The organism is Kaistella gelatinilytica, assembly GCF_015679325.1.
Lineage (GTDB): Bacteria > Bacteroidota > Bacteroidia > Flavobacteriales > Weeksellaceae > Kaistella > Kaistella gelatinilytica.
Map to the genome: position 1 here is coordinate 973396 of NZ_JADPVI010000001.1, position 25570 is coordinate 998965.

General features: G+C 35.5%; 24 protein-coding genes. 10 read left to right on the forward strand and 14 right to left on the reverse strand.

From position 1 onward, the window contains the following. Positions 1-198 precede the first annotated feature (198 nt). From typA to IV494_RS04245, 3 genes are all read left to right on the forward strand, one after another. Complete coding sequence (gene typA, locus IV494_RS04235; protein ID WP_196078908.1) at positions 199-2007, forward strand: translational GTPase TypA; 1809 nt, start codon at positions 199-201, stop codon at positions 2005-2007. Positions 2008-2211: 204 nt separating this feature from the next. Further along, a complete protein-coding gene (locus IV494_RS04240) occupies positions 2212-3312 on the forward strand; it encodes a hypothetical protein (protein WP_196078909.1) in 1101 nt (366 codons plus the stop codon). A 214-nt stretch (positions 3313-3526) separates the two neighbouring features. Continuing rightward, positions 3527-5098, forward strand: coding sequence for a glycoside hydrolase family 10 protein (locus tag IV494_RS04245; protein WP_196078910.1), 1572 nt, complete (start codon positions 3527-3529; stop codon positions 5096-5098). Positions 5099-5404: 306 nt separating this feature from the next. Here the strand turns inward: IV494_RS04245 and IV494_RS04250 are convergent, their stop codons facing one another. The 9 genes from IV494_RS04250 to pdhA form a co-directional block, all read right to left on the reverse strand. Then, positions 5405-8143: a sodium-translocating pyrophosphatase gene (locus tag IV494_RS04250; RefSeq protein ID WP_196078911.1), complete on the reverse strand. Its 2739-nt coding sequence runs from the start codon at positions 8141-8143 to the stop codon at positions 5405-5407. A gap of 145 nt (positions 8144-8288) precedes the next feature. Further along, the gene (locus IV494_RS04255; protein WP_196078912.1) at positions 8289-8900 is read right to left on the reverse strand and encodes an inorganic pyrophosphatase; all 612 of its coding nucleotides are present in this window, start codon (positions 8898-8900) and stop codon (positions 8289-8291) included. An 8-nt stretch (positions 8901-8908) separates the two neighbouring features. After that, positions 8909-9418: a DUF7935 family protein gene (locus IV494_RS04260; RefSeq protein WP_196078913.1), complete on the reverse strand. Its 510-nt coding sequence runs from the start codon at positions 9416-9418 to the stop codon at positions 8909-8911. Positions 9419-9454: 36 nt separating this feature from the next. Then, positions 9455-10330: a hypothetical protein gene (locus tag IV494_RS04265; RefSeq protein WP_196078914.1), complete on the reverse strand. Its 876-nt coding sequence runs from the start codon at positions 10328-10330 to the stop codon at positions 9455-9457. Continuing rightward, entirely contained in the window at positions 10327-11004 is a 678-nt protein-coding gene (gene radC / locus IV494_RS04270) for a RadC family protein (RefSeq protein ID WP_196078915.1), read from the reverse strand. Before radC ends, IV494_RS04265 begins: the two co-directional genes overlap by 4 nt. A gap of 48 nt (positions 11005-11052) precedes the next feature. Further along, positions 11053-11610: a murein L,D-transpeptidase catalytic domain-containing protein gene (locus IV494_RS04275; RefSeq protein WP_196078916.1), complete on the reverse strand. Its 558-nt coding sequence runs from the start codon at positions 11608-11610 to the stop codon at positions 11053-11055. A gap of 20 nt (positions 11611-11630) precedes the next feature. Then, positions 11631-12296 carry an ABC transporter ATP-binding protein gene (locus IV494_RS04280; RefSeq protein WP_196078917.1) on the reverse strand — a complete coding sequence of 222 codons (666 nt, stop codon included), beginning with the start codon at positions 12294-12296 and terminating at the stop codon, positions 11631-11633. 244 nt (positions 12297-12540) lie between these two features. Next, positions 12541-14217, reverse strand: coding sequence for a pyruvate dehydrogenase complex dihydrolipoamide acetyltransferase (locus IV494_RS04285; protein WP_196078918.1), 1677 nt, complete (start codon positions 14215-14217; stop codon positions 12541-12543). A 73-nt stretch (positions 14218-14290) separates the two neighbouring features. Further along, entirely contained in the window at positions 14291-15295 is a 1005-nt protein-coding gene (gene pdhA / locus IV494_RS04290; protein WP_196078919.1) for a pyruvate dehydrogenase (acetyl-transferring) E1 component subunit alpha, read from the reverse strand. A 165-nt stretch (positions 15296-15460) separates the two neighbouring features. Between pdhA and IV494_RS04295 the strand changes: the two genes are divergently transcribed. The 3 genes from IV494_RS04295 (at position 15461) to IV494_RS04305 (ending at position 18401) form a co-directional block, all read left to right on the forward strand. Further along, on the forward strand, positions 15461-16063 hold the full coding sequence (locus IV494_RS04295) for a phosphatase PAP2 family protein (RefSeq protein ID WP_196078920.1): 603 nt from the start codon (positions 15461-15463) through the stop codon (positions 16061-16063). Positions 16064-16067: 4 nt separating this feature from the next. Then, entirely contained in the window at positions 16068-16547 is a 480-nt protein-coding gene (locus IV494_RS04300) for a BlaI/MecI/CopY family transcriptional regulator (protein WP_196078921.1), read from the forward strand. 63 nt (positions 16548-16610) lie between these two features. Continuing rightward, entirely contained in the window at positions 16611-18401 is a 1791-nt protein-coding gene (locus IV494_RS04305) for a DUF4153 domain-containing protein (protein WP_196078922.1), read from the forward strand. Positions 18402-18448: 47 nt separating this feature from the next. Here IV494_RS04305 and IV494_RS04310 read toward each other — a convergent pair whose 3' ends face one another. Continuing rightward, positions 18449-18829, reverse strand: a complete 381-nt coding sequence (locus IV494_RS04310; RefSeq protein WP_230379899.1) for an RNA recognition motif domain-containing protein — start codon at positions 18827-18829, stop codon at positions 18449-18451. A 137-nt stretch (positions 18830-18966) separates the two neighbouring features. After that, positions 18967-19830, reverse strand: a complete 864-nt coding sequence (locus IV494_RS04315; RefSeq protein ID WP_196078923.1) for an aldo/keto reductase — start codon at positions 19828-19830, stop codon at positions 18967-18969. Positions 19831-19934: 104 nt separating this feature from the next. Between IV494_RS04315 and IV494_RS04320 the strand changes: the two genes are divergently transcribed. From IV494_RS04320 to IV494_RS04330, 3 genes are all read left to right on the forward strand, one after another. Continuing rightward, complete coding sequence (locus IV494_RS04320; protein WP_196078924.1) at positions 19935-21398, forward strand: T9SS type A sorting domain-containing protein; 1464 nt, start codon at positions 19935-19937, stop codon at positions 21396-21398. A gap of 260 nt (positions 21399-21658) precedes the next feature. Beyond that, positions 21659-22525 carry a sigma-70 family RNA polymerase sigma factor gene (locus IV494_RS04325; protein ID WP_039354162.1) on the forward strand — a complete coding sequence of 289 codons (867 nt, stop codon included), beginning with the start codon at positions 21659-21661 and terminating at the stop codon, positions 22523-22525. Positions 22526-22620: 95 nt separating this feature from the next. After that, the gene (locus IV494_RS04330) at positions 22621-23208 is read left to right on the forward strand and encodes a hypothetical protein (protein WP_196078925.1); all 588 of its coding nucleotides are present in this window, start codon (positions 22621-22623) and stop codon (positions 23206-23208) included. Between the two features lie 30 nt (positions 23209-23238). On the opposite strand, the gene IV494_RS04335 is transcribed toward IV494_RS04330, so the two are convergent. The 3 genes from IV494_RS04335 to IV494_RS04345 are packed head-to-tail and all read right to left on the reverse strand — an operon-like array spanning position 23239 to position 24783. Continuing rightward, positions 23239-23826 carry a Crp/Fnr family transcriptional regulator gene (locus IV494_RS04335; protein WP_196078926.1) on the reverse strand — a complete coding sequence of 196 codons (588 nt, stop codon included), beginning with the start codon at positions 23824-23826 and terminating at the stop codon, positions 23239-23241. 11 nt (positions 23827-23837) lie between these two features. Further along, positions 23838-24212 carry a bacillithiol system redox-active protein YtxJ gene (gene ytxJ / locus IV494_RS04340; RefSeq protein ID WP_196078927.1) on the reverse strand — a complete coding sequence of 125 codons (375 nt, stop codon included), beginning with the start codon at positions 24210-24212 and terminating at the stop codon, positions 23838-23840. Between the two features lie 34 nt (positions 24213-24246). Continuing rightward, positions 24247-24783: a YfiT family bacillithiol transferase gene (locus IV494_RS04345; RefSeq protein WP_196078928.1), complete on the reverse strand. Its 537-nt coding sequence runs from the start codon at positions 24781-24783 to the stop codon at positions 24247-24249. Between the two features lie 143 nt (positions 24784-24926). On the opposite strand from IV494_RS04345, the gene pncA reads away from it, so the two are divergent. Then, the gene (pncA, locus tag IV494_RS04350) at positions 24927-25532 is read left to right on the forward strand and encodes a bifunctional nicotinamidase/pyrazinamidase (RefSeq protein ID WP_196078929.1); all 606 of its coding nucleotides are present in this window, start codon (positions 24927-24929) and stop codon (positions 25530-25532) included. Positions 25533-25570: the final 38 nt, after the last annotated feature.

Consider the following 25570-nt stretch of genomic DNA (forward strand, 5'->3'; position numbering starts at 1 on the left):
ACTAAGAATTTATTTGTTTGAGCGGCTGAAAAGTCGCTTTTTTGTTTGTTAAAAACTGTGTTTACGGTAAAATTTTTAGGTTTAGACTTTAGTAATTTTAAACTTTCTATAATTTTTAGCATAAAATTTTATTAAATTCTAATACTTACGTTCGTTTTTCACGAAAAAAGATTACTTTTGCACGGTCAAAAAACGATTATGCAAAACATTAGAAATATCGCAATTATTGCGCACGTTGACCACGGTAAAACAACTTTGGTTGACAAAATTATCCACGCTACAAGCGTTTTCCGTGAGAATGCAGCAGATTCAGGTGATCTGATCATGGATAACAATGACTTGGAACGTGAGAGAGGAATTACCATTCTGTCAAAGAATATCTCGGTAATGTACAAAGACACAAAAATTAATGTAATTGATACTCCTGGTCACGCCGATTTCGGTGGTGAGGTAGAAAGAGTTTTGAAAATGGCCGATGGTGTTTTACTTTTAGTAGATGCATTTGAAGGACCGATGCCTCAAACTCGTTTCGTACTTCAAAAAGCTTTAGAATTAGGTCTAAGACCGGTTGTAGTTATCAATAAAGTTGATAAACCAAACTGTCGTCCGGATGAAGTTCATGATAAAGTTTTCGATTTATTTTTCAACTTAGATGCAACGGAAGAGCAACTGGATTTCCCAACGTTCTACGGTTCTTCTAAACAAGGTTGGTTTAATACTTCATTAGAACAAACTGAAAATATCTTCCCATTATTAGATGGTATCTTACAATATGTTCCGGCTCCGGAAGCGAAAGAAGGTCCACTAAGAATGCAGATCGTTTCTCTTGACTTCTCTTCATTTTTAGGAAGAATTGCGATCGGAAAAATCATGCAGGGTACTGTAAAAGAATCTGAATGGATCGGTTTAGCTCAGGAAGACGGAAAAATCGTTAGAGGAAAAGTAAAAGAATTGTACGTTTTTGAAGGTCTTGGAAAAAAGAAAGTTCAGGAAGTAAAAGCTGGAGATATTTGTGCAATTGTTGGTTTTGATAAATTTCAGATCGGTGATTCATTCGTAGATCTAGAAAATCCAGATCCATTGCCAAGAACGGCAATTGATGAGCCTACTTTGAACATGACATTCTCTATTAACAACTCTCCTTTCTTCGGAAAAGATGGTAAATATGTAACTTCAAATCACCTGAAAGAAAGGTTGACGAAGGAGTTAGAGAAAAATTTAGCTTTAAGAGTTGAGCCAACTGAAGATGCAAATACATTCTTAGTATTTGGTCGTGGTATTCTTCACCTTTCTGTTTTGATCGAAACGATGAGAAGAGAAGGTTATGAAATGACAATTGGTCAGCCGCAAGTTATCATCAAAGAAATCGACGGTGTAAAATGTGAGCCATATGAATCAATGGTTGTTGATGTTCCTGAAGAATATGCTTCTAAGGTGATCGATTTAGCGACTCAGAGAAAAGGTGATCTTCACATCATGGAAACGAAAGGTGAAATGCAGCATTTAGAATTCGAAATTCCTTCAAGAGGTTTGATCGGATTGCGTTCTCAAATGTTGACTGCAACTGCAGGTGAAGCAATTATGGCACACCGTTTTGTAGATTACAAACCTTACAAAGGAGCAATTCCTGGAAGATTGGTTGGTGTATTGATCAGCAAAACTCAAGGTCCGGCAACTGAATATTCAATTGCAAAATTACAGGATAGAGGTAAGTTTTTCGTTGATCCGGGTGAAGAAATCTACGCAGGTATGATCATCGGTGAGCAAAACAAACCAGTTGATATGGTTGTAAATATTGTAGAGGCAAAACAGTTGAATAACATGAGAGCTTCTGGAAAAGATAAAGACGGAAGTATCGCACCGAAAATCCTTTTCTCTTTGGAAGAATGTATGGAATACATCCAAGGTGACGAAGCGATCGAGGTAACGCCAAACTTCATCAGAATGCGTAAAAAAGTTCTTTCTGAAGACGAGAGAAAAAGAATTGAAAGAGGCGCGAAAGGTTAATCCTTCGAGACTATTTAAATAAATTGGCATTTGCCAAATTTGATAAAAGAGTTCCAAATTAATTTTTGGAACTCTTTGTTTTTTAATAGGTAACTTGTCCTTTCTCAATTATTTGCTTTGTAATTTAAATTTACGAAAAATCTGTGGATCAAATTAGTAATAAAAGTGGTGTTTAAAATATTCAATTAAAATTAAATGATACTTATGAAATCAATTTCCTTAAAATATTTAAATCATTTATTTAAAGCACTGATTGTTGTTTTTTTATTACAATCGTGCAGTACAAATAATAATACTAATAAGAATAGCGGCGCGTCAAAAAACGCAACTATTTACGTGGCAGGTTATGAATATAATGAAAGTCAATTTGAAAGCTCAATTGAGGAAAATGCACGGGAAGTTGGCATGAAACACGTTGTTAAATTATGGAAGAACGGCTCCAGCATAAATTTGGAGAATTCAGATTTATATTCTGATGCAAATTCTGTATTTGTCCATAAAGAAGATGTTTATTTAGTTGGTTCCATTATGCCTGATGAGGAATCAATTGCAGCAATCTGGAAAAATGGCAAAATACAAAAGTTGACCGACGGATCTAAGAACGCATATGCAAAAACTGTTTTTGTTGAAGGTAACAATGTTTACGTTTTAGGGGACGAATATAATGGTGCTCATTATGTGATAAAAGTTTGGAAGAACGGAAACGCTTTAAGTCTTCCCGACGGAAAGAACAGTTCACAAGGGACCTCACTATTTATTGACAAAGGAAATGTGTATGTGGCCGGTTATGAAGAAATCGGAAATAAATTTTTACCAAAAATCTGGAAGAACGGGATCGTACAAAATATTTCTTTCAATTCAGAAATAAATTTTATCCTTTCAATCTTCGTTGAAAATGGTAATATCTACGCGGCTGGTTATGAGATTGTAGATAATAATTATATCGCGAAAATTTGGAAGAATGGCAAGGCTCAAAATCTTTCAGATGGAAGTCGTTTTAGTGTCGCTTCAGCCATTTTTGTTGAGAATGGAAATACATATGTTGTGGGTAATGAAACGATAAGTGGAAAAGGTGTCGCAAAATTATGGATCAACGGAAAACCAGAAAATATTAGCGACGGAAAAAATAATGCTTCCGCTCAATCTATTTTTGTTCAGAAGGCAAATATCTATATCGCAGGTTACGAAGAAAATAGCAGAAACCGCGACGTTGCTAAAATATGGGTGAATGGTGTTGCAAATGATCTCACAGACGGGACAAAGAACGGCTATGCTAATTCAATTTTTGTTACATATCAAAATTAATAGGCCCTCTTGAAAATATAATTTATCTTATTCATCTAGTCTAAATATATTAAAAATTAAACTTTAGTAAATTTTACAGGATTAAATTCAAATCCAGTAATTATATTGCTTTTTATATATTTGCGGCTGTCAATTTCTGGTCTATTAAAATTCTCTTAATCAATCAATCTTTTTAAAATTAACCATTACCTGGTTCTATCCTAAAATTATATCTATGAATCATTCTTTTGCAAAGGTTTCAGCACTACTTATAATTATATTTTCTCTTTTTATAACTTCCTGTTCCACGCAGAAAAAGCCAATAAAAAAATCAACTGCTAAAGTTGTTTCTACGATACCGAAAACTCCAAAAGAATTACCCGTTAAACCAGAAGTTTTAAAACTCAACCTCCCTGAAGTCAACCGCGAATTTCGTGCTGCCTGGATCGCAACGGTTGCGAATATCAACTGGCCTTCAAAAAACAATCTCTCAACACAACAACAAAAAGACGAAGCGATCAAAATTTTAGATCTATTGAAACAAGCTAATTTTAACGCGGTAATTTTTCAGGCAAGACCTTCTGCAGATGCGATGTATAAAAGCAATTTGGAACCGTGGTCTTATTTTTTAACTGGTGAAACTGGTAAAGCTCCCACTCCATTTTATGATCCTTTAGAATTTTGGATCTCAGAAGCACATAAACGAGGAATGGAACTTCACGTCTGGCTTAATCCGTACAGAGCTCAACATACCACAGGTGGACCGATTACAGGCGAATCTATGGTAAAAAAAATGCCGGAGCAGATCATTAAGTTGAAAAACGGAATGTACTGGATGGATCCGTCTGATGATAAAACGCAGGATCATGTTTCTGCCGTCATCAAAGACCTGGTGAAAAGGTATGATATTGATGCGATTCATATTGATGATTATTTTTACCCTTACAAAGAATACAATGGTGGAAAGGATTTTCCCGATAACAGAACCTGGAACATGTATCAGAAATCCGGCGGAAATCTATCACGAGCAGATTGGCGACGCGGAAACGTAAATAAATTCATCAAAAGAATTCACGACGAAATTAAGCAGGAAAAAAGCTACGTTCAGTTCGGAATAAGTCCATTTGGAATCTGGAAACCCGGTTTTCCGGAAGGAATTAAAGGTTCTTCTCAGTATGACGAATTGTATGCAGACGCCAAATTATGGTTGAACCAAGGCTGGCTGGATTATTTTTCGCCCCAACTCTACTGGAAAAACGATGGACCGCAAAGTTTCCCTGCATTATTAAAATGGTGGGAAAGCGAAAACACACAGAATCGCCATCTTTATCCGGGATTAAATACAGTTGGTTTAAACGGAGTTTCCGATCGTCCCGCAGAAATCGTAAGCCAGATCAATACGACGAGAAATATCATGAAAGGAGGCGCAGGAACGATCCATTACAGTGTTGATGGACTGTCGAAATCTCCGGCGATGTACAACTCTATAAAAAATGCTTATAAAACAGAAGCTTTGGTTCCGAAAACGCCCTGGATAAAAACAGCGCCTTTAGCCAAACCAATTTTATCGGTTGATAACGGGAATAATTCAGCCAATGCAAAATGGAATGCAATTGATAACCAGAATGTTTTTCAATGGATTTTATATGCAAAATATGGTGATACTTGGGAAACCGAAATTCTGGAAAAAAATATAACGTCCAGAAACTTGCCTTTAAATAAAAATGGTAAAAAACTGAATACGATTGCTATGAAATCTGTTGATCGCTTAGGAAATGAGAGCGATTATGACGCAAAGAAATTGTAATGCAATATTATTTAGAAGTGCTTTACTGATCGTATAACCATTAAGACAGTTAAGAAATGGAGAAACATTAAGAATTTGCAGGCAAATGTGAGGTGCATGCTTTTTAAAGTCTTTCGATTTCTCCTAATAAATCTTTATTTCTTTTAAAACTCAATTTTTAAAAATTTATATTTTAATGATTTAAAAAAATTTATAATTTCAGTATGCTTGGAACTACGTTATTAAATTTCTTAAAATAGTGTCAGAAATATTTTCAAAAAAAAACCCCAACTTTTCAGCTGGGATTTTCTATTTATTTACAAGATGTTAGAAACTTAAAACTCTTACATCAATTCTTCTGTTTTGTGCTTTGCACTCGTCGGTATCATTATTCGCGCAAACCGGGAATTGTGAACCGTAACCTTCAGTTTCTACTCTGTCGGAAGCGATTCCCATCTCGAGTAATTTCAGTTTCGCGGTTTTTGCACGAAGACTTGAAAGTTTCAAGTTGGTATCGTCGTTTCCAGTGTTATCAGTATAACCACCCAATTTTACTTTCATGTTTGGATAAGCATTCATGATCTCTGCTAAGTTGTTAAGCTGCGTTTCAGAACCTGATTTCAATTCGCTGCTTCCACTTTGGAAAAATAAATTTTCGATCGTGAACCATTTATCGTTGGTTAAAAGTGATTGATCTTTTGATTTTATACCATTGTACAAAGCAAATAATTTACTGTTTGCACCCATCGCAATGGTTTTGTCAGCTAATTTCACCTGCTCAACATTTCCGGTGTTATAAACGTAATCACCATCTGCATTTAATGTTCCTGTTCCCTGCGTCGCAACAACCGGCGCTGTAGAATTAACTCCTACAACTGTTGCAGTCCCCGCAGAAATTCCAGCTAATCTGTTTAGAGATTCTAATTTTTCTCTTCTGTTTTCCTGAATTTTATCTTTATGTAGAACTGCCAAAGTTGGTGCAATAACCAAAGAAACGATCGACATTAATTTAATTAAAATATTCATCGATGGTCCAGAAGTATCTTTAAATGGATCTCCCACAGTATCTCCGGTTACTGAAGCTTTGTGAGGTTCAGAACCTTTGTAATACATTTTACCATTAATATCTACTCCTTGCTCAAAAGATTTTTTTGCATTATCCCAAGCTCCACCTGCATTGTTTTGGAACATTCCCATCAAAACTCCTGTTACGGTTGCTCCTGCTAAAAATCCTCCCAAAACTTCCGGACCGAAAATAAAGCCCATCAATAATGGAGAAATAAGAGCAATAGCTCCTGGAAGCATCATTTTTTTAATGGAAGCGTCTGTAGAGATCGCTACACATTTTTCATATTCAGGAGTTGCTGTTCCTTCCAAAATTCCCGGAATCTCACGGAACTGACGACGAACTTCTTCTACCATTGCCATTGCTGCAGTTCCTACCGCTTTAATTGCTAAAGAAGAAAAGATAAATGGAATCATTCCACCGACGAATAAACCTGCCAAAACATCAGCACGATAAATATCAATTCCATCGATACCTGCAATTCCTACGAACGCTGCAAATAATGCAAGTGCAGTTAACGCTGCAGAAGCGATTGCAAAACCTTTTCCTGTTGCTGCCGTTGTATTTCCAACCGCATCTAAAATATCTGTTTTTTCGCGAACTTCTTTTGGTAATTCACTCATCTCAGCAATTCCTCCTGCATTATCTGCGATTGGTCCGAATGCATCGATTGCCAACTGCATTGCAGTAGTTGCCATCATTCCGGCTGCAGCAATTGCTACACCGTAAAGTCCTGCACAGAGGTACGATCCATAAATACCACCTGCTAAAACCAAGATCGGTAAAAAGGTAGATTCCATACCAACAGAAAGTCCACCAATGATATTGGTAGCGTGTCCTGTAGAAGATTGTTTTACAATACTTTTAACCGGACCTTTTCCCATTGCAGTATAATATTCAGTGATGATACTCATCAATGTTCCTACAACCAAACCAACGATGATCGCTCCGAAAACTCCCATCTTGGTGAATTCGTGACCTCTTAAAGTCATGGTTTCCGGCATTAAATAATTCACAAGAAAATAAGAAGAAATCGCCGTCAAGACTATACTTCCCCAGTTTCCTAAATTTAAAGCATTCTGAACCGGTGCTGTATCTAATTCTGCAGTTTCTGCGATTTTCACAAATAATGTTCCGACAATGGAATAAATAATTCCTGTTCCAGCGATCAACATGGGTAAAAGAATCGGCGCAAAACCTCCGAAAAGATCTTGAGAAATAGTTTCGTTACCCAAAACCATGGTCGCTAAAACCGTCGCAACGTAAGAACCAAATAAATCGGCTCCCATACCCGCAACATCTCCTACATTATCTCCTACGTTATCAGCGATCGTTGCTGGATTTCGTGGATCATCTTCCGGAATCCCGGCTTCTACCTTTCCAACTAGATCCGCTCCAACATCGGCAGCTTTAGTATAAATTCCACCACCTACTCTGGCGAAAAGTGCAATTGATTCTGCACCTAAAGAAAATCCGGTAAGGATTTCAATTGCCTTCTCCATCTCATGAGAATTAGCTATTGCATCTGGTGCAAAAATTTGTTTGATAACAAGGTATAATGAACCCAATCCTAAAACTGCTAAACCTGCAACACCCATTCCCATTACAGAACCTCCGGTGAAAGACACTTTCAAGGCTTTAGCAAGAGAAGTTTTTGCAGCTTCCGCGGTTCTAACATTCGATTTGGTGGCGATCTTCATCCCTATAAATCCGGCCGAAGCAGAAAGAATAGCACCTAAGATAAACGAGATACCCAAACTCCAGTGGGAATTTGCACTTGAAGCGCCCATTAAACCAAGTAAAACGGCAACAATAATTACGAAATAACCCATCACTTTGTATTCCGCTTTTAGAAATGCCATCGCCCCATCAGAGATGTAGCCAGCAATTTCCTGCATTCGGGTGCTTCCTGCGTTTTGTTTGGTCACCCATGCACTCTGAATAAAAGTGTAGATCAAGGCAATAATACCAAAAATTGGTACTAAATAAAATAGATTCATAGTTTATAATTTAATGTTAATTTTTTGTTAAATAAAAGGCAAGCCGAAAGTACAAATTTTATTTTAAAATGTGGCTTATTTTCTTCGTAAACACAAAAAAGACAGAATAGAAATTCTGTCTTTTTATGAATATTAATCGTTTTAATTAACCGCCAAACTTATTGGCGTAATCCTGCTCTGAAGCCTGGATCACTTTTTTAGCGTGTTCTGCCCCATAAACCTCCTGAATTCTACATTTTGCAGGTTCATCCGGAAGATTTTTATAGGTCAAGAAATAATGCATCAGTCTTTTAACTTCTGCTTGTGGCAAATCTTCTATATCGCGGAAATGACCGAAAGCATGATCGCCTTTCATCACTGCAACGATTTTATCATCAGCTTCGCCTTTATCGATCATTTTGAATCCACCAATTGGAATTGCTTCCAATAACATTCCACCTGAATGGATATTATGAGAACTCAAAACACAAATATCCAGCGGATCTAAATCACCTGTGGTCACATCGGTTGCACCACTTTCGATCGCAAGTTTTAAAACTTCGTCATGGCAATATGTTCTGGGAATAAATCCGTACAATGCCGGAATGATATTCGAAAATTGCTGCGGGCGGTCAACTTTTAAATAGCCACTCTCTTTGTCTACTTCATATTTAATGGTATCGCTTGGAACGATCTCCACAAAAACATTTACAATGTCTGGCGCCTCGCTTCCTACTGAAATTCCGTGCCAAGGATGGGCTTTAAAATTTGGTATCATTATTATTTTTAATTTACAATTAAGTTTTCTTTTCTTAAATCTTCGATCGTCTGTGAAATGAAATCTGCTTCATTCATATAATTCATTAAAAACACCGTTTTGAAATCATCCAAAGTGGAGTTATCGTTTAGATTTTCATACGTTTTATGCAAAAGATGCAAGGTATTATTTTTACAGTTGACTACATTTTTCCATAAATTTTTGGTGAGATAAAGCTGTTGGGAAGCGTTGTAGTCAAATTCTTCATTAATGGTTTTTTCAACCAAAAAGATAAATTCGTGCGGAGCCAAATTCCGGTCAAATTTGGTTACCAGATTTGAAGGTTTCAATCGCTCCAGAAACAGAGTTATTCTTTCGTAAGCATGAACTCTTTGTTCAGAATTTCCTTTTACGGTTAACAATTTGATCTCCTGATTTTTCAATTTAATGTAGCTGAAAACAAACTGTCGGATGTAAATCAAAAAAGGTAAAGCAATCACTAAGGCAAATGCATACGGAAAATAAGGCCAATCAATCATATGGAATATTGAGGTTGCAAAATTACTAATAATTTGCTACTTTCTATAAAAGTTTTTCAACAAATCTTTTTTAGAATTTTCCAGCACTGGATATTCCTGCAAAACGGAGCCAAAACTTTTAAAGAAAACCTCGATTCCACGGATGCTCCCACCCATAAAGTTAAAAGATTTTTCGTGAATATGTTCTTTTAAAATACGGTCGATGAGGAATGAAGCGCCATTGTCAGACTTATATTGTTCATCATTGATCAGTCCCAAAAGTGAAAATTGATTTTCATCATCAATAATAATTGCCATATTCGTAAGATCATTCTCTTTGTAGGAGCCGAAAAGCCTTAACGTATTCTCACTTTCTAAGAAATTCATGTATCTGAAAAATTGATCCATATCTCCTTTTTTATCCAAACCTTTGAAATTACTTTTGATAAAATCTAAAAAATCTGCAGCTTTTAATTCTTTAAAATTCAAGTATTGTGCAGTCTTTACGGTAGATTTTCTTCCTTTAAAATAGTTTTTTCTTAAAAGTTGATAATCAGTCTTCTGAATAAAATAATTTTTTTTCTTTTTTAAATTCTGGGTGATTAAATTTTTATCATTAAAAAAATAAGAAAATATTCTATAGTTTTTCTGCAAAAAATTTAAAAACTGAAGTTCGATCTCTTCGTTACTTTTTGGTCCAAAAACCCCCAGTTGTTGACAAAATAGCGGCATGATCACAATTCGGAAACCCAATTTTTTCTTGATCGGAATCGGCATTACAAATTCGTAATCTCCATAAATCAGAAGTTCCCAGGACTCACAAAGTACATCGAGTACCTCCTTTTTTGCGTACTGATTTTTTTGTAAAGACTGATCTAAACACTTGCTGTACCGAGAAAAATCGATTTCTTTATATTTGAGTTTTTTGATCATAATAAATTTTCGTCGGCAAAACTTAAATAAGCATTTTGGGTAATGATCAAATGATCGAGCAGTTGAATATTCAAAATTTTTCCGCCTTCACTTATTTGTTTGGTTATTTTCAAATCTTCCTGACTTGGTTTTAAATTTCCGGAGGGATGATTATGCGCGATGACAATTCCCGTTGCAAAATTTTCAAGGGCAGCTTTGAATAAAATTCTTACATCAACAACCGATTGATTTATTCCGCCTGAGGAAAGTTTTGATTTTCCTAAAATCCGATTGCTTTGATTCATGAAAACAACCCAAAACTCTTCGGTTTGTAAATCTCCCAGAAACGGCTGCAAAACTTTAAAAAGATCTGAACTTGAATTGATCTGGATTTTTTCGGGAACTTCCTGCGAGGCTCTTCTTCTGCCTATTTCCAGTGCTGTTGCTATTGAAATCGCTTTGGCTTCTCCGACACCTTTAAATTTTATCAGATCCGAAATCTGCAGGAGCGATAAATTATGCCAGTTATTTCCGACGGAATCCAAAATTTTTCTTCCTAATTCTACGGCAGAATCTTCGCGGTTTCCGCTTCCCATAATAATCGCTAACAACTCTGCATCAGAAAGCGAATTCTTACCTTTTAGTAAAAATTTTTCTCTGGGGCGATCATCTTCTGCAAGGAATTTTATAGACATCTATTTGATGAGTTGTAAGTGATTAATAAAGATATAACTTTCTTGTAATTAATAGAATGCGTAGAGAATTAAAGGTTTTTTGGAGTGATCAATATATTTTTCTGCGGTCCGAAAAAATTCTTTTGAAATCATGGGACAGCCTAAACTTAAACAGGCAGGTTCAGCGCTTTCTTCATTTTGAATACAAGGAAATGAATGCATCACAATTGCACGTTTGATGGCGTTGCTGTTGGTTTTGTCGAGCCCTTTTAAACGGTACGATTTGCCGAAAGTTCCCACATAGGAATTTCCAATTTCGTATTTCCCTAAGGAACTTTGATAAGAATTTTCAGTATTGCTGAAGCGCAAAGAATTTGAATTTTTAACAACTGAACCTGAACCGTGCGAAACAATGGCTTTTTCCACTATCCTTTCGTTTTTCAGATCATAAATAAAAAACCTGAATTTGTTGGAAGGAATTTTAAAATCTATAAAAATTGCGAGGTCTTGATTGTAATTTTTTCCTTTGATAAAATTTTTAACTTCTGAAATTTTTGCACTCGAAATTGATTGTGCTGAGATGCCACAAAAAAGTAAAAAACTGATTAAAAGTAAAATCTTTCTCAAATCCTGCTCTATTTTCTTTCTTAAATAATTTGACCGTCTTTCATTACGAGTTTGCGGTCGGTCGTATCTGCAAGATGAATGTTGTGCGTGACGATCACAAAGGTTTGATTGTATTTCGATCGTAAATCGAAAAAAAGCTGGTGCAGATCGTCGGCATTTTTTGAATCTAAATTTCCTGTTGGTTCATCTGCAAAAATAATTTTCGGAGAATTGATAAGCGCTCTTGCGACTGCGGCTCTCTGCGCTTCTCCTCCCGACATTTCGCTGGGTTTGTGATGAAGTCGATGGGCAATATTCAGGTCTTCGAAAAGGGAATAGGCTTTTTCTAAAGATTCTTTCTCGTTCTTACCCGATATTCTTGTCGGCAATAAAACGTTTTCTAATGCTGTAAATTCGGGTAAAAGCTGATGAAACTGAAAGACAAACCCAATATTTTCATTTCGGAATTTCGAGAGTTGGCGGTCATTCATATTGATAAAAGACTGTCCGGCCAAAGTAATTTCTGTGTTAAAATTTTTCGGATTTGTTGGCGTATCCAAAGTACCGAGGATCTGCAGAAGCGTTGATTTTCCCGCGCCGGATTCACCGACAATCGAGATCACTTCACCTTCTTTGATATGGATATCTACGCCTTTCAAAACTTCTAAATCTCCGTACGATTTATGAATATTACTTGCTTTTATCATGGTTTCAAAATTAGTGAAAATGATTGTAATCTGCGATTTATTTAACGCCTTTTTGCGCAAGGGCGAAGTGCATTGTTAGAGCTCGTTTATAAATTAGGCGGCGGCTTCGCCGCCGCCTAATTTATAAACAGCGACTGCACGCAGACCGACCCGGGAAATGGCAGAAGCTTCGGCGAGGGTTGCGCCCAAATAAAAAATCCTTCCAAAACTAATTGAAAGGATTTATATAAAGTAACGTTAAATTTTAGAGTAGCAACGTTAATGGCTGTTCCAGATAAGTTCTCAAAGTCTGTAAAAACTGTGCTCCAGTTGCACCATCAACAACGCGATGATCGCACGCAAGAGAAAGTTTCATGGTATTCCCGACAACAATTTGTCCGTCTTTTACGATTGGTTTTTCGATGATCGCACCAACGGATAAAATCGCAGAATTCGGCTGGTTGATGATTGAAGTAAAGGTTTCGATCCCGAACATTCCTAAATTAGAAACTGAGAATGTTGAACCTTCCATTTCGTTGGCTTTCAAACCTTTCGATTTCGCTCTTCCGGCTAAATCTTTTACGCTTGCAGAAATCTGGTTATAATTCATCTGGTCTGCATTTTTCAACACAGGAACAACTAAACCGTCTGGAATTGCTACTGCAACGCCAACATTGATATTTCCGTGGTGAATAATTTTATCAGCTTGCCAACTTGAATTTACCTGCGGATGTTTTCTTAAAGCCATCGCAGTCGCTTTGATGATCATATCGTTGAAAGAAATTTTGGTATCCGGTAAAGAATTGATCTCTTTTCGGGCTACAATCGCTTTATCCATGTTGATCTCAACAATCAGATAATAATGAGGGGCTGTAAATTTACTTTCAGAAAGTCTTTTCGCAATAATATTTCTAACCTGAGAATTTGGGGTCTCAGAATCCTGTCCCTGAACGAAATTCATTGTTGTCTGAGCCGGCGCTGCGGAAACTACTGCACTTGGCTTGTTATCACTCACAGCAACTTCTTTCGTACTTGGAGTGAATCCTTCGATATCTTTTCTTACAATTCGTCCGTTTTCACCAGTTCCTTTTAGAGAATGAACATCGATTCCTTTTTCTTCTGCCATTTTCTTGGCTAAAGGGGAAATCGCAACTCGTTCAGAACTGCCCGCAGATACTTGTTTGATATTTTCGGTTTCTTCAGCTTTTGGAGCCTCTGTTTTCTCGGCAGATTTTTGTTCAGAAACTTCCGCTTTCGGCGCAGCATCTTTTTTTCCACCGCCAGAAACGATTCCGGAAACATCCGTTCCTTCCGGTCCAATGATCGCTAAAACAGAATCAACCGGATTTGCTCCACCTTCCTCTGTTCCAACATATAATAAAGTTCCATTAAATTCTGATTCAAAATCCTGAACAGCTTTGTCGGTTTCAATTTCAGCCAGGATATCTCCTTCTTTAACTGCATCGCCAACTTTTTTGTGCCATTTCGCTACTTTTCCTTCCATCATGGTATCTGAAAGTCGGGGCATTGTGATCACTTCGACACCTGCCGGAATTTCTGCAGAAGATGTATTTTCATCAGATTTAGAAGTTTCCTTAGCAGCAACTTTTTCCTCCGTTTTATCTTCTTCTGTTGATTTTTGGTCCGCAGTATCTGACTTTTTATCTTCAGAACTACCACCTTTTAAAGCAGAAATATCTTCACCTTCCGCACCAATAATGGCTAAAACTGAATCTACAGGAGAAGATCCACCTTCTTCAGTCCCAATATACAAAAGCGTTCCATTAATTTCCGATTCAAAATCCTGAACGGCTTTGTCGGTTTCAATTTCAGCTAAGATATCGCCTTCTTTTACGGTGTCGCCTACTTTCTTGTGCCACTTCGCCACTTTTCCGTCTGTCATCGTATCAGAAAGTCGGGGCATGGTTATTACTTCTGCCATAATTTTTATTTTTTAATTATTCCTCACTCTAAATGCCTCTCCAACAGAGATTGATTTTTTGAGCAGGTAATTTTTAGTTATTCTCTAATTTATTTAAAAATGGATAATCTTCCTGCGCGTAAACATATTCGTACAATTTATCCTGCGTTGGATATGGAGATTGCTCCATAAACTCTACACATTCGTCAACAAATTCTCTGGATTTTTCATCAGTAGCAGCTAATTCTTCTTCAGTCGCCCATTTGTTGTCCAAAATTCTGTGCTTCACGATTTCGATGGGATCATCTTTTTTGCGTTCTGCAACTTCATCTTTGGTTCTGTAAGCTTCTGCATCAGACATTGAATGCCCTCTGTAACGATAAGTTCTTGCTTCAATAAATGTTGGTCCGTCTCCTCTTCTTGCTCTTTCGATCGCTTCATAAGCTGCTTCTGCAACTTTTACAGGATCCATAGCATCTACAGGAAGACAAGGCATTTCATAACCTAAACCTAATTTGTAAATATCTTCGTGGTTTGCAGTTCTTCCTACAGAAGTTCCCATCGCGTAACCATTATTTTCAACTACAAAAACAACCGGCAATTTCCAGTTCATTGCCATGTTGAACGTTTCGTGCAGTGAACCTTGACGTGCCGCACCGTCTCCGAAGAAACAGATATTTACGCCACCAGTTTCAAAATATTTATCTGCGAAAGCGATTCCGGCACCCAAAGGAATTTGACCTCCTACGATTCCGTGACCGCCATAAAACCTTTTTTCTTTGCTGAAAATGTGCATAGAACCACCCATTCCGCCAGAAGTTCCCGTAGCTTTACCGCACAATTCTGCCATAATTCTTTTCGGGTCCACTCCCATTGCCATTGCATGCACGTGACATCTGTAAGCAGTGATCATGCTGTCTTTGGATAAATCCATTGCATGAGCAAAACCTGCAGGGATTGCTTCCTGACCGTTATATAAGTGTAAAAATCCTCTGATTTTCTGTTTCAAATAAAGAGATCGGCATTTATCTTCAAACCTTCTCCACATTGTCATTTCTTCATACCATTTAAGGTAAACTTCTTTCGAAAATTCTTTCATGAGTTAGCTGTTGCTTTTTTAGATACACAGAACCGTATGGTTTTATGTCTGTTGGAAATATTCAGCAAAAATAATAAAAATCTTTGTCTTTATTGGTAGCATATCAAAACAAAGTTGAGTTTCTAACCAATAAAAAATATTACTTTTGAAAGCACAATCTTATTTATGATCAAAACCCGCGATTCGTTTATTACTACCATTTCAAAAATCATCTCTAATTTTTTCAATCCACTGACTTCGCTTTTTATATTTTTTATTTATCGCAATTTACAATTACACACTTTCAAAGAAACCTTTTATCTCTTTTTACCCCTGTTTCTTTTTACCGCTGTTCCTATTTATTTGTGGATCATATGGAATGTAAAAAAGGGAAAATACACCAACATGGACGTTTCTAACCGTAAACAGAGGAAAAGTCTCTACTTTGTGATCGCAGGTATATTGCTGACTTACCTTTTATATGATTATTTGATCAATCAAAATACAGACCTGATCATTGTATTTATTCTTCTTTTGCTTTTCGCAATGCAGGTCAGTAACTATTTTATTAAAAGTTCAATGCACACTTCATTCAATATTTTTGTAGCTGCTTTATTTTTTGCAGTAAATCCGGTGATGGGATTGATCTGGTTCGGAATTGCAATTACAGTTGGGGTTACGAGAATTATTCTAAAAATGCATACGACGAAAGAAGTGTTAGCAGGAGCAGCGGTCGCGATTTTAGTTTCTTTTATTTACCTTTATGCCAATATCCAAATTCAGTCTTAAACTTATGAAAATAAATCACCTTACGCCCTCTGAAGAAATCTTAATGAGTATTTTGTGGAAACTCGATTCTGCTTATATGAAAGATGTCATCGAGCATTATCCTGAACCAAAACCACATCAAAATACAATTTCTACTTTCATGAAAATTTTGGTGGAAAAAGAATTTTTGACCACTGAAAAAGAAGGACGAATTTTCAAATACACCGTTGCAGTTCCGTTTGATGTGTACCGAAAGTTTCTACTGAAGAATTTTTTGAAAAGTTATTTTGATGATTCTGCGAGTGAATTGATGAAAACTTTGCTTGATGAAAACCTGCTCCAATTTTCAGATCTCCATCAGTTTTTTGAGATAAAAACCATCGTTAATCCGATTGTCGATCACAGAGAAAAAGACGATTCTATCAGTGATTTTATTGAAGAAATTACTTCTTCGAAGAAATCAAAAAAGAAAAATAAAAAAAAGAAGGATAAGAAAAATAAATAGAGAACTTATTGCTTTATCTTTCGTTTATATTCAAAAATCGCTAATTCATTTAAATTAAGGCGCATGCGAAAAAAATTCAAAGAGATTTTTGGGAAGACCGATGATATGTTTCGTGAATATCCCATGGTTTTACTCATGGCATTTTTAGCTGCTATTTCTTTGATGGCAACTGCGAGAGGGAATTACGACCTAAATTATAATGATTTTGTTTTCTTCAAATTTGGTTTAGTTTCCTGTTTGGGAATTTCTTTGATGTTTGGTTTGAAGATGCTCTCTCAACGAATCGGCAAAGAAATTTATTTAGAAATCGGAGGAATCATATTTCTGATCGGATTTTATCTTTTACTGCCCGATCGGGAAAAAGATTTTACTGAGTTTTACGCTTATTTGCTTCTTCCAACTTTTATTTTATCACATTTACTCGTTTCATTCATCGCATTTTTTGGTGAAAAAAAAGAACTCAATTTCTGGCAGTACAATAAAAACCTTTTCATCAATATCTTCTTAACTGCTGTATTTACGGGAGTTTTGATCGGCGGCGTCGAACTCGCAATTTTAGCAATTGACAAGCTCTTTGATTTTAATTTTAACAATCATTATTACCTGCAGACCTTTTATTTTCTTGCAATTTTTGGTAGTTGTTTTATCTTTCTACTCTTTAATGAAAAAGGACTGAAAGATCTGGAAAAAGATGGAAACTATCCATTGATCCTAAAATTTTTCACGCAGTACATTCTGATTCCTCTTCTTTTCATTTATGTAATTATTCTTTATTTCTATAGCGCAAAAATTTTGATCAATTGGGAACTTCCGCGAGGATGGGTTTCTTACTTGGTTTTAGCTTATTCGATTGTAGGGATTTTAGGTTTATTGCTGGTATATCCTTTAAAACAGGAGGCCGCAAAATCCTGGGTTAAAATATTTTCGAAAATGTTTTATTTTACGATGATTCCGCTGATCGTTTTACTTTTCATTGCGATCTTTACGAGAATTCTACAGTACGGATACACTGAACCGCGATATTTCGTCCTGTTGCTCGCACTTTGGCTTACCGTTGTTGTTTTATATTTTGTATTTACAAGAAGAAGTACCATCAAATTTATTCCAATGAGTTTATTTGCTTTTGGTTTATTTGCTTTGATTTTTCCTTACCTCAATACATTTTCTGTCGCAAAGAGAAGTCAGAAAACTGAATTACAAAAGATCCTGATTGAAAATAGATTATTGGAAAACGGAAAGATCAATTTTGATAGAAAAGTTTCAGATACCGTTGCAGATGAAATATCCGATAAGTTTAAATTTCTGGCAGAAAGGAAATCAGAAGATTTTGTGTTCAAATATTTAAAAGCAGATGATCAAAAAGTATTTGCTAAAAATATAGAGAACGCTGATTTTTACAAGATAGAAAATGACATCAGAAATCGCTTTTCAAATATTGAAAATACGAATAGAAAAGGAAGAGAATTTCGTTTGGAATTGGTCTCTCTCGAGAAATTTCAAAGTATTGAAAACTTTGATTATTTGATCAACGTTCCTTATTCAGAAGAAAATAAATTCATTTTATACGGTGATAAATTCCAGATCGATAATCAGCAGAATAAAGAAAAATTATTGACCATCATAATAAATGATAAAGAATGGAATCTTACTCCATTTATCCTGCAGACTTTGAAAAAACACGAAGGTCAAAATGGGAATATCGAAGTCAATGAAATTACGACCGAAAAAGATTTAGACAACTATCACTTAAAATTGGTATTCGCTAATTTGGTCAATGAAAAGATAGATAATGTAAAAATGTTAAGCAACGGAATTTATTACAATCCGCCCATTTTACTTGTAAAAAAGAAATAAAAAAAAGCGACTTTAAAAAAAGTCGCTTAAATTATTTAGGTAAGTTTTTACCAGTTAGAACCACCTCCACTTCGGCTTCCACCTCCGTATCCGCTTCCACCGCCGCTTCCGCCACGACTTCCACCTCCGTAACCACCACCGCCGCCTCCGCTTCGGTTGTTGTCAAAACTTCTTCTTGGTTTGTCTTCTCTTGGTTTAGCTTCAGAAATGTTAAGTTCTTTACCATCCAATTCTTTTCCGTTTAGAGCTTCGATAGCATTCTTGCCATCTTCGTCGCTCATTTCTACAAAACCGAAACCTCTGGATCTCCCAGTTTCTCTGTCTGTGATAATTTTGGCAGACGATACGTCACCAAATTCTGAAAATAAATCTTGCAACGATTGTTCTTGAGTTGCATAGTTAATGTTTGAAACAAAAATGTTCATCATAAAAAAAATTAAAAAATTAATACTTGCTTGTAAATTATAAATGAAACTCAACTAAGGATGAACATAGATTGACTTCGGTTATAAAAACGGTTGCAAGATACAACATAATATTTATAACAGCAATATTTTTTTAATGTTTAATCAACTTCTTTTCCTTCCTTCGCTTCCAGAAGTTTAAACCAGTCTTCTCTCTCCAGATTTATACTTAAACTATTTTCGAATTTTACGATATTCTCTGCTCGCGAAGTACCGATAACAGGCAATATTTTAGCCGGATGTTTTAAAATAAAAGCCAGTAAAATTTGATTTTCCTCTGCATTGTATTTTTCGCAAAGGATTGCGAGTACTTTTTTTATTCTTAAATTTTCTTCTGAATCTGTTGAAAAATAATTTCCCAACACAGAATAAGCCGTCGGTTTTAGTTTTTTGAGCAGCATTTGATCCAGTGTTCCGTCATAAAAAGTTTTAGTTTGGTTCAAAGATATTTCAACCTGATTGGTGATGATTGGAAAGGAGTTATTAATCAAATCAAATTGAGAAGGCGAAAAATTTGAAACTCCAAAATGACGAACTTTATGCTGTTCTCTAAGAATTGAAAAACTTTCTGCAATTTCATCAGGATTAATCAAAGGCGATGGACGGTGAAGCAAGAGCACATCAAGATAAGCGGTCTTTAAATTCTCTAAACTTTGATCAACCGATCTTAAAATATGTTCCTTCGAATAATTGTAAGATTTAAGGGTGAAATCTCTATTTTCACACGGCATTTCTATCCCACATTTAGAAATAAACTGCACTTCTTCCCTCTTGATGTTCATATCTGAAAATGCATCACCAAATAATTTTTCCGTTGTGTAATTTCCGTAAATATCTGCATGATCGAACGTACAGAGCTTTTGTTCGACAGAAGTTTCAATTAATTTCTGTACTTCTTTTTTGGAATGATCAGCGCCCCAAATTCCCCATCGCATGGTTCCTATAATGATTGGTGAAAAATCCATATTAATATTTTTTTCAAAAGTAAAAAATTCCCTCTCAAGTTTTAACATTTGAAACTTATATTTTCAGCATAATATTTTTAACTTTGAGAAAAATTTTATCAATTATGAAGAAGCTTTCTATTTTTTTACTGTCCTTATTTTCAGTTTTAATGTTTTCCCAATTTGTAAGTCCGGGAACTGGAATTACTTATAATTTAGCGTCACTTTCGACGGCAGCTCCCACTGTGGTTGTAAATAATGGCACCTATTACCAAATGACAGCAAATGTGACCATTTCTGTTGGCGATAAGCTTTTGATGGATCAAAATACAACTCTGAAAATCGACGGCGCAGTACAACTTACGATTTTTGGAACTTATGATACGACGGCAACTAATTTTCTAATTACCGCGACCACTCCGGCAACTGTTTTTAAAGGAATTAGATTTGAAGAAGGTTCGGCGGCAACTTTTAAAAATACCATTTTAGAATATGGTGGTGGAATTCAGGTTTTGACAGCTACTTTTCTAATGGATAACTGTACCGTAAGAAATTTTAAATCTGGATTGGTAACCGGAGCGGCAATCAATTTCTCCCGCGGAAATCCTGTGGTTAAAAATTCTACTTTTAAAGATAATGATCTACCTGCAGTTGCGTCTGGTGCGAATCAATCTGTCGCTTTGGAATTTTCTAATAATTACCTTTCCGGAAATACTAAATTAAACTCTAATCGTCCGCAAATTAATATGGGACCAAGTGGAACAGGAATTACTAAAATTTTAAATAATATCGTACTTGGCGACCGGACTTTAACCAAAGTTGGCGGTATATCTGTTTCTTCCCTTTTAGGAGTTGAAAATAACGTATTGATCGACGGAAATACGGTGACAGACAACCGCTACGGAATTACGTGCGCAGGAAATGCTTCATCCGGAACAATTTCTAATAATATTTTGACCAATAATAACTCTGAAAACATTCCAAATAATGGTGGTAGCGGAATTTCTTTGAACGGAAGCGGAACTGTTGGCGCAGGATTTAAAATTGAAAAAAATCAGATCCGTGGGAATCTCTGGGGAGTGACCATGATCGGAACAGCAACCGCTGATTTTGGGGGCGGAACTTTAGAAAGTGTAGGTCAAAATATTTTTAAAGATAATGGAAACGGTGGAAATCTTTTCGCCCTTTTCAACAATACGCCAAATGCTTTGAGTGCAACCAATAATTGCTGGAGAGAAGGCGAACTTTCAGATGATGCGATGGTTGAAGCTGTAATTTCGCACAAAGTTGATGATCCTTCTTTGGGATTGGTTAATTTCAAACCTTATTTATGTGCAATTCCTTTGGCTACTAATAATTCATCAACAATTCAAAATAAAATTTATCCGAATCCGAGTAAGGGAACTTTTACTTTTGTCGCAGAAAATTCTGGAAATGTAAGTGTTTCTGATGCTTCCGGAAAATTAATTTATTCAGGAATCGTTAATAAAGGAAATAACACCGTTTCTGTAAAAGCAAAATCTGGCATTTACTTTTTGAAGTATGAGTCGCAAACTAAAAAAGAATCTACTAAATTAATTATTAAATAATTGAAAGTCCTATAATTAATTTGAACTCATTCTGTGCCACTGCAGAATGAGTTTTTTTTTGAAAAATAGTTTTTTTATGATGCGGAAATCGCGACCCGGCTTGAGTGGATCCCGATTTAAAATCGGGAGGGAATGGAAAATCTCGTCCTTAAAAGACGAGACCCAAATAAATATTCTACAAATATTACTGAACTTTTGTAACCTTTTGATAATTCATATCGTATAATATAATGCAGTCCTAAAGTGGATTGTTTTACTACATGAGACAATTAAAAATTACAAAGCAGGTTACCAACAGGGAAACCGCATCGCTGGACAAGTATTTACAGGAAATCGGAAAAGTAGATTTGATTACCGCCGACGAAGAAGTTGACTTGGCGCAAAAAATTCGTGCTGGAGACCGTGTTGCCCTGGAAAAATTGATTAAAGCCAACTTGCGTTTCGTGGTTTCTGTATCTAAACAATACCAGAATCAAGGTCTTTCTTTGCCCGATTTAATTAATGAAGGTAATCTTGGTTTGATGAAAGCTGCGAAAAGATATGATGAAACAAGAGGTTTTAAATTTATCTCCTACGCCGTTTGGTGGATTCGTCAGTCGATTCTGCAGGCTTTGGCAGAACAGTCGAGAATTGTAAGATTGCCATTGAATAAAATTGGCTCGATCAATAAAATTAACAAAGCGTACGCACATTTGGAGCAGGAAAACGAAAGACCTCCGTCCCCAGAAGAGTTAGCGGAAGTTTTGGATATGAGTGAAGATGACATTAAGGAATCAATGAAAAACTCCGGAAGACACCTGTCGATGGATGCGCCATTGGTAGAAGGTGAAGATTCTAACTTGTACGACGTTTTGCGTTCAGGAGAATCTCCAAGTCCGGATAAAGATTTGATGTTGGAATCTTTGCAGATTGAAATTGAAAGAGCGTTGCAAACCTTGACTCCACGTGAGGCTGATTTGGTTCGTTTGTATTTCGGTTTAAATGGAAAACATCCGATGACTTTGGAAGAAATCGGCGAAACTTTTGATCTGACAAGAGAGAGAGTTCGTCAGATTAAAGAAAAAGCGATCAAAAGATTGAAACATAATACCAGAAGTAAGATTTTGAAATCTTATTTGGGTAAATAATATTTCTCAGAAGTATCAAATTAAAGGAATTCGAAAGAGTTCCTTTTTTTTTGTAATATTAATGAATATTAATGCAATCATTTTTAAGGTATATTATGAAAAATTTATTAATTGTTACTATCCTACTTTTAGTTTTCTCTTGTAAAGATAAAAGTGCTAACGAAATTAAATCTCAAAATGAGAATGTAATTTCCAGTGTTGAATCAAAATCATTTACGAGATACAGCAAAGGAAGTTCTCTTATTGACGAAATATATTTTGAACTTACTAAAAATGACGATCGCCTAAAAATGCTTGATGATGAAATAAATCTTATCATTAAAAAATCAAAGGAATTAATTACTCAGAAGGAAAAAATTCTCGAGAAACCTACTGAATATTTTAATAACGTAAATGGTAAAATTATGAATTTTACAGATTCTTTATTAAAAAAAGAAATGCAAAACTTCATAAAACCAAGTTTAGAAAATTTCAATAAGAAGAAGGAAGATTTACGATTAATTGTAATGCAAATTCAACGAAATAATCGGAAAATTACAGAGTTTTATGATGCTTTTAAAATCAAAAAGACCTTGCCAGAAATAGAAAAATATCAAAAACAAAACCCTCTAAATTTAAATGATTTGGATAAGATGATTTCTGAGCAAAATCATTTGTTAGATAAATTAAAAAATCTTAAATAAAAAAAAAGAACTCAAATCGAGTTCCTCTTTTTATGATGGTTCAAAATTCTTCCGCGCCAATTCCTTTCGAACTCTGCTCAAACTTTCCGGCGTAATTCCCAGGTAAGATGCAACCATCCATTGTGGAACTCGCAGTAAAATATCGGGATACATTTTAATAAAATTCATGTAGCGTTCTTCTGCAGTATCTGCTAAGAGTGAATTCACGCGATTCTGTAAATTTCGAATGTGCTTCTGCAATAATAAATCATTTTTTTCTGCGGTATGCGGATAAATTTCAATGAGTTTGCTAAAGAAATCTTTTTTCATCAAAATTACTTCTGTATCTTCCACTGCTTCGATGTAGTAATGAGATTTTTCGTTGAAGAAAAGGGAACTTCGATCAGACATTAACCATTTTTCCGGCGCGAACTGTATGATGTGTTCTTTTCCATTTTTATCAATAGAATACATTCTGAGCAAACCTTTTTCCACAAAATAAGTTTCATTGCAAACCTCTCCCGCCTGAAGCAAAAATTTATTTTTCTCTACATTTTTCGATTGATAAAAACTACTGCAATGCGAAACTGCATCCTTCGGAATTTCTAAAGTTTCTGATAAATAATCTTCGATATCCATTTGAAAAGAAATTAAATTATTGAAACGGAAATGCTTTGGTGAGAAGCATTTTCAATTGCTTTTCCATTTTCTAGAACAATCAGCTGCGGACTTTGATGAGTAACATCGAACTGATCTGCAATTTTATTGGAGATATTTCGGTGAGCCAGCAAATCGAGAAAATAATAGGAAACCTCTTTATCAGAATTTGCAACTTCTCTTTCAAAATTTTTCAAAACCGTTTTGCTGATAAAACAGCTCGTTGAATGTTTAAAGATTGCCACTTTCTTGGTGGCAGACTCTTGTACTGCCTTATCGAGATCTTCTTCAGAAGCAATATTTTTCCAAAATGTTTCTGAAGATTTTTCTTCTTCTGAACCGCCAAATAATTTATTTAAAAAACTCATATACTATTTATTTTAATTGAATGATTAAGTAATTTTACCAACCTTTTTCCTGTCTCAGGTTTTCGATATGTGCAAAATGATGGTCGCAATGCCAGGAATAGAAGGCAATACTTTCTCTCAGCGTAATATTTCTATTTTGGTCAGGATGATGAAAAGTACTTTTTAACTCTCTATTCGTAAGACATTTTATTTCGTACACCCATCTTTTGTGCAAACCTTTCAATATTTGAAGAGCAGGTTTTATCTCCATGCTAAAACTGTCTTGTAGTTCTGCCCACTGTGCTTCATCGTAAGTTTTGATGGTAGGATTATCTTCTGTTAAAGCCAGTTTAAAACGAATAAAACTATTCATATGACTGTCGGAAAGATGGTTGATCAACTGCCGAACTTTCCAGCCACCTTCTCTATATTGCGTATCCAATTGGTCATCGCTCCAGTTTTCTACCAGATGTTTCAATTTTGAAGGAAAATCTTTCAAGGTTTTTATATAATGATCCAGATCGAGATCAGAAATTTTTTCAGTCAGTTCAAATTTCCCGATCGGATATTTTTTATGCTCTAAATTGTCCATGATGTTATTAATTTTTGTCGATTTGTCTGAATAATCCTTTTGGCTAAAATTTTGCCTTTTCTCTTTTGTAAATTTACGATATTAAATCAATGTTTTATTTCGTGAATTTCTTAAAGTTATTATAAAATCTCAAGTATCAAGATATGAAAAAAGCCTTAATTATAACCGATGTTCAAAATGATTTTTTTGAAGGTGGTTCTCTCGCTGTTCCAAACGCAAGTGAAATAATTCCGTACATCAATCTTTTGATGGAAGAAAATGAATACGATAAAATTATTCTGACCCAAGACTGGCATCCTGCAGATCATAAAAGTTTCGCCTCCAATAACGAAAAAAACGTCGGAGACACAATTATTCTGAATGAGATCCCACAATTTATGTGGCCAGATCATTGTGTTCAGGGAACTCATGGCGCAGAATTTCATAAAGATCTAAACCGTGAAAAAGTAGATCATATCATCCAAAAAGGTACAAATGCAGCGTTCGACAGTTACAGCGGTTTCCAGGATAATAATCACCTTGTGAAAACCGGTTTAGATGATTATTTAAAATATCATGATATTCAACTGGTAGAAATTGTAGGTTTAGCGATGGATTTTTGTGTAAAATATACGTGTTTAGACGCGGCAAAACTAGGTTATGTAACCTGTTTGCATTTTAATGGAACCCGCGCTGTGAATACGAATCCCGATAGTGGAAAGAATGCGATCTACGAAATGCTACAAAATACGGTGACCATTTTAGGATAAAAACTTTGAGGTCATTTTTTTAAACTCTGCAGTTTTCT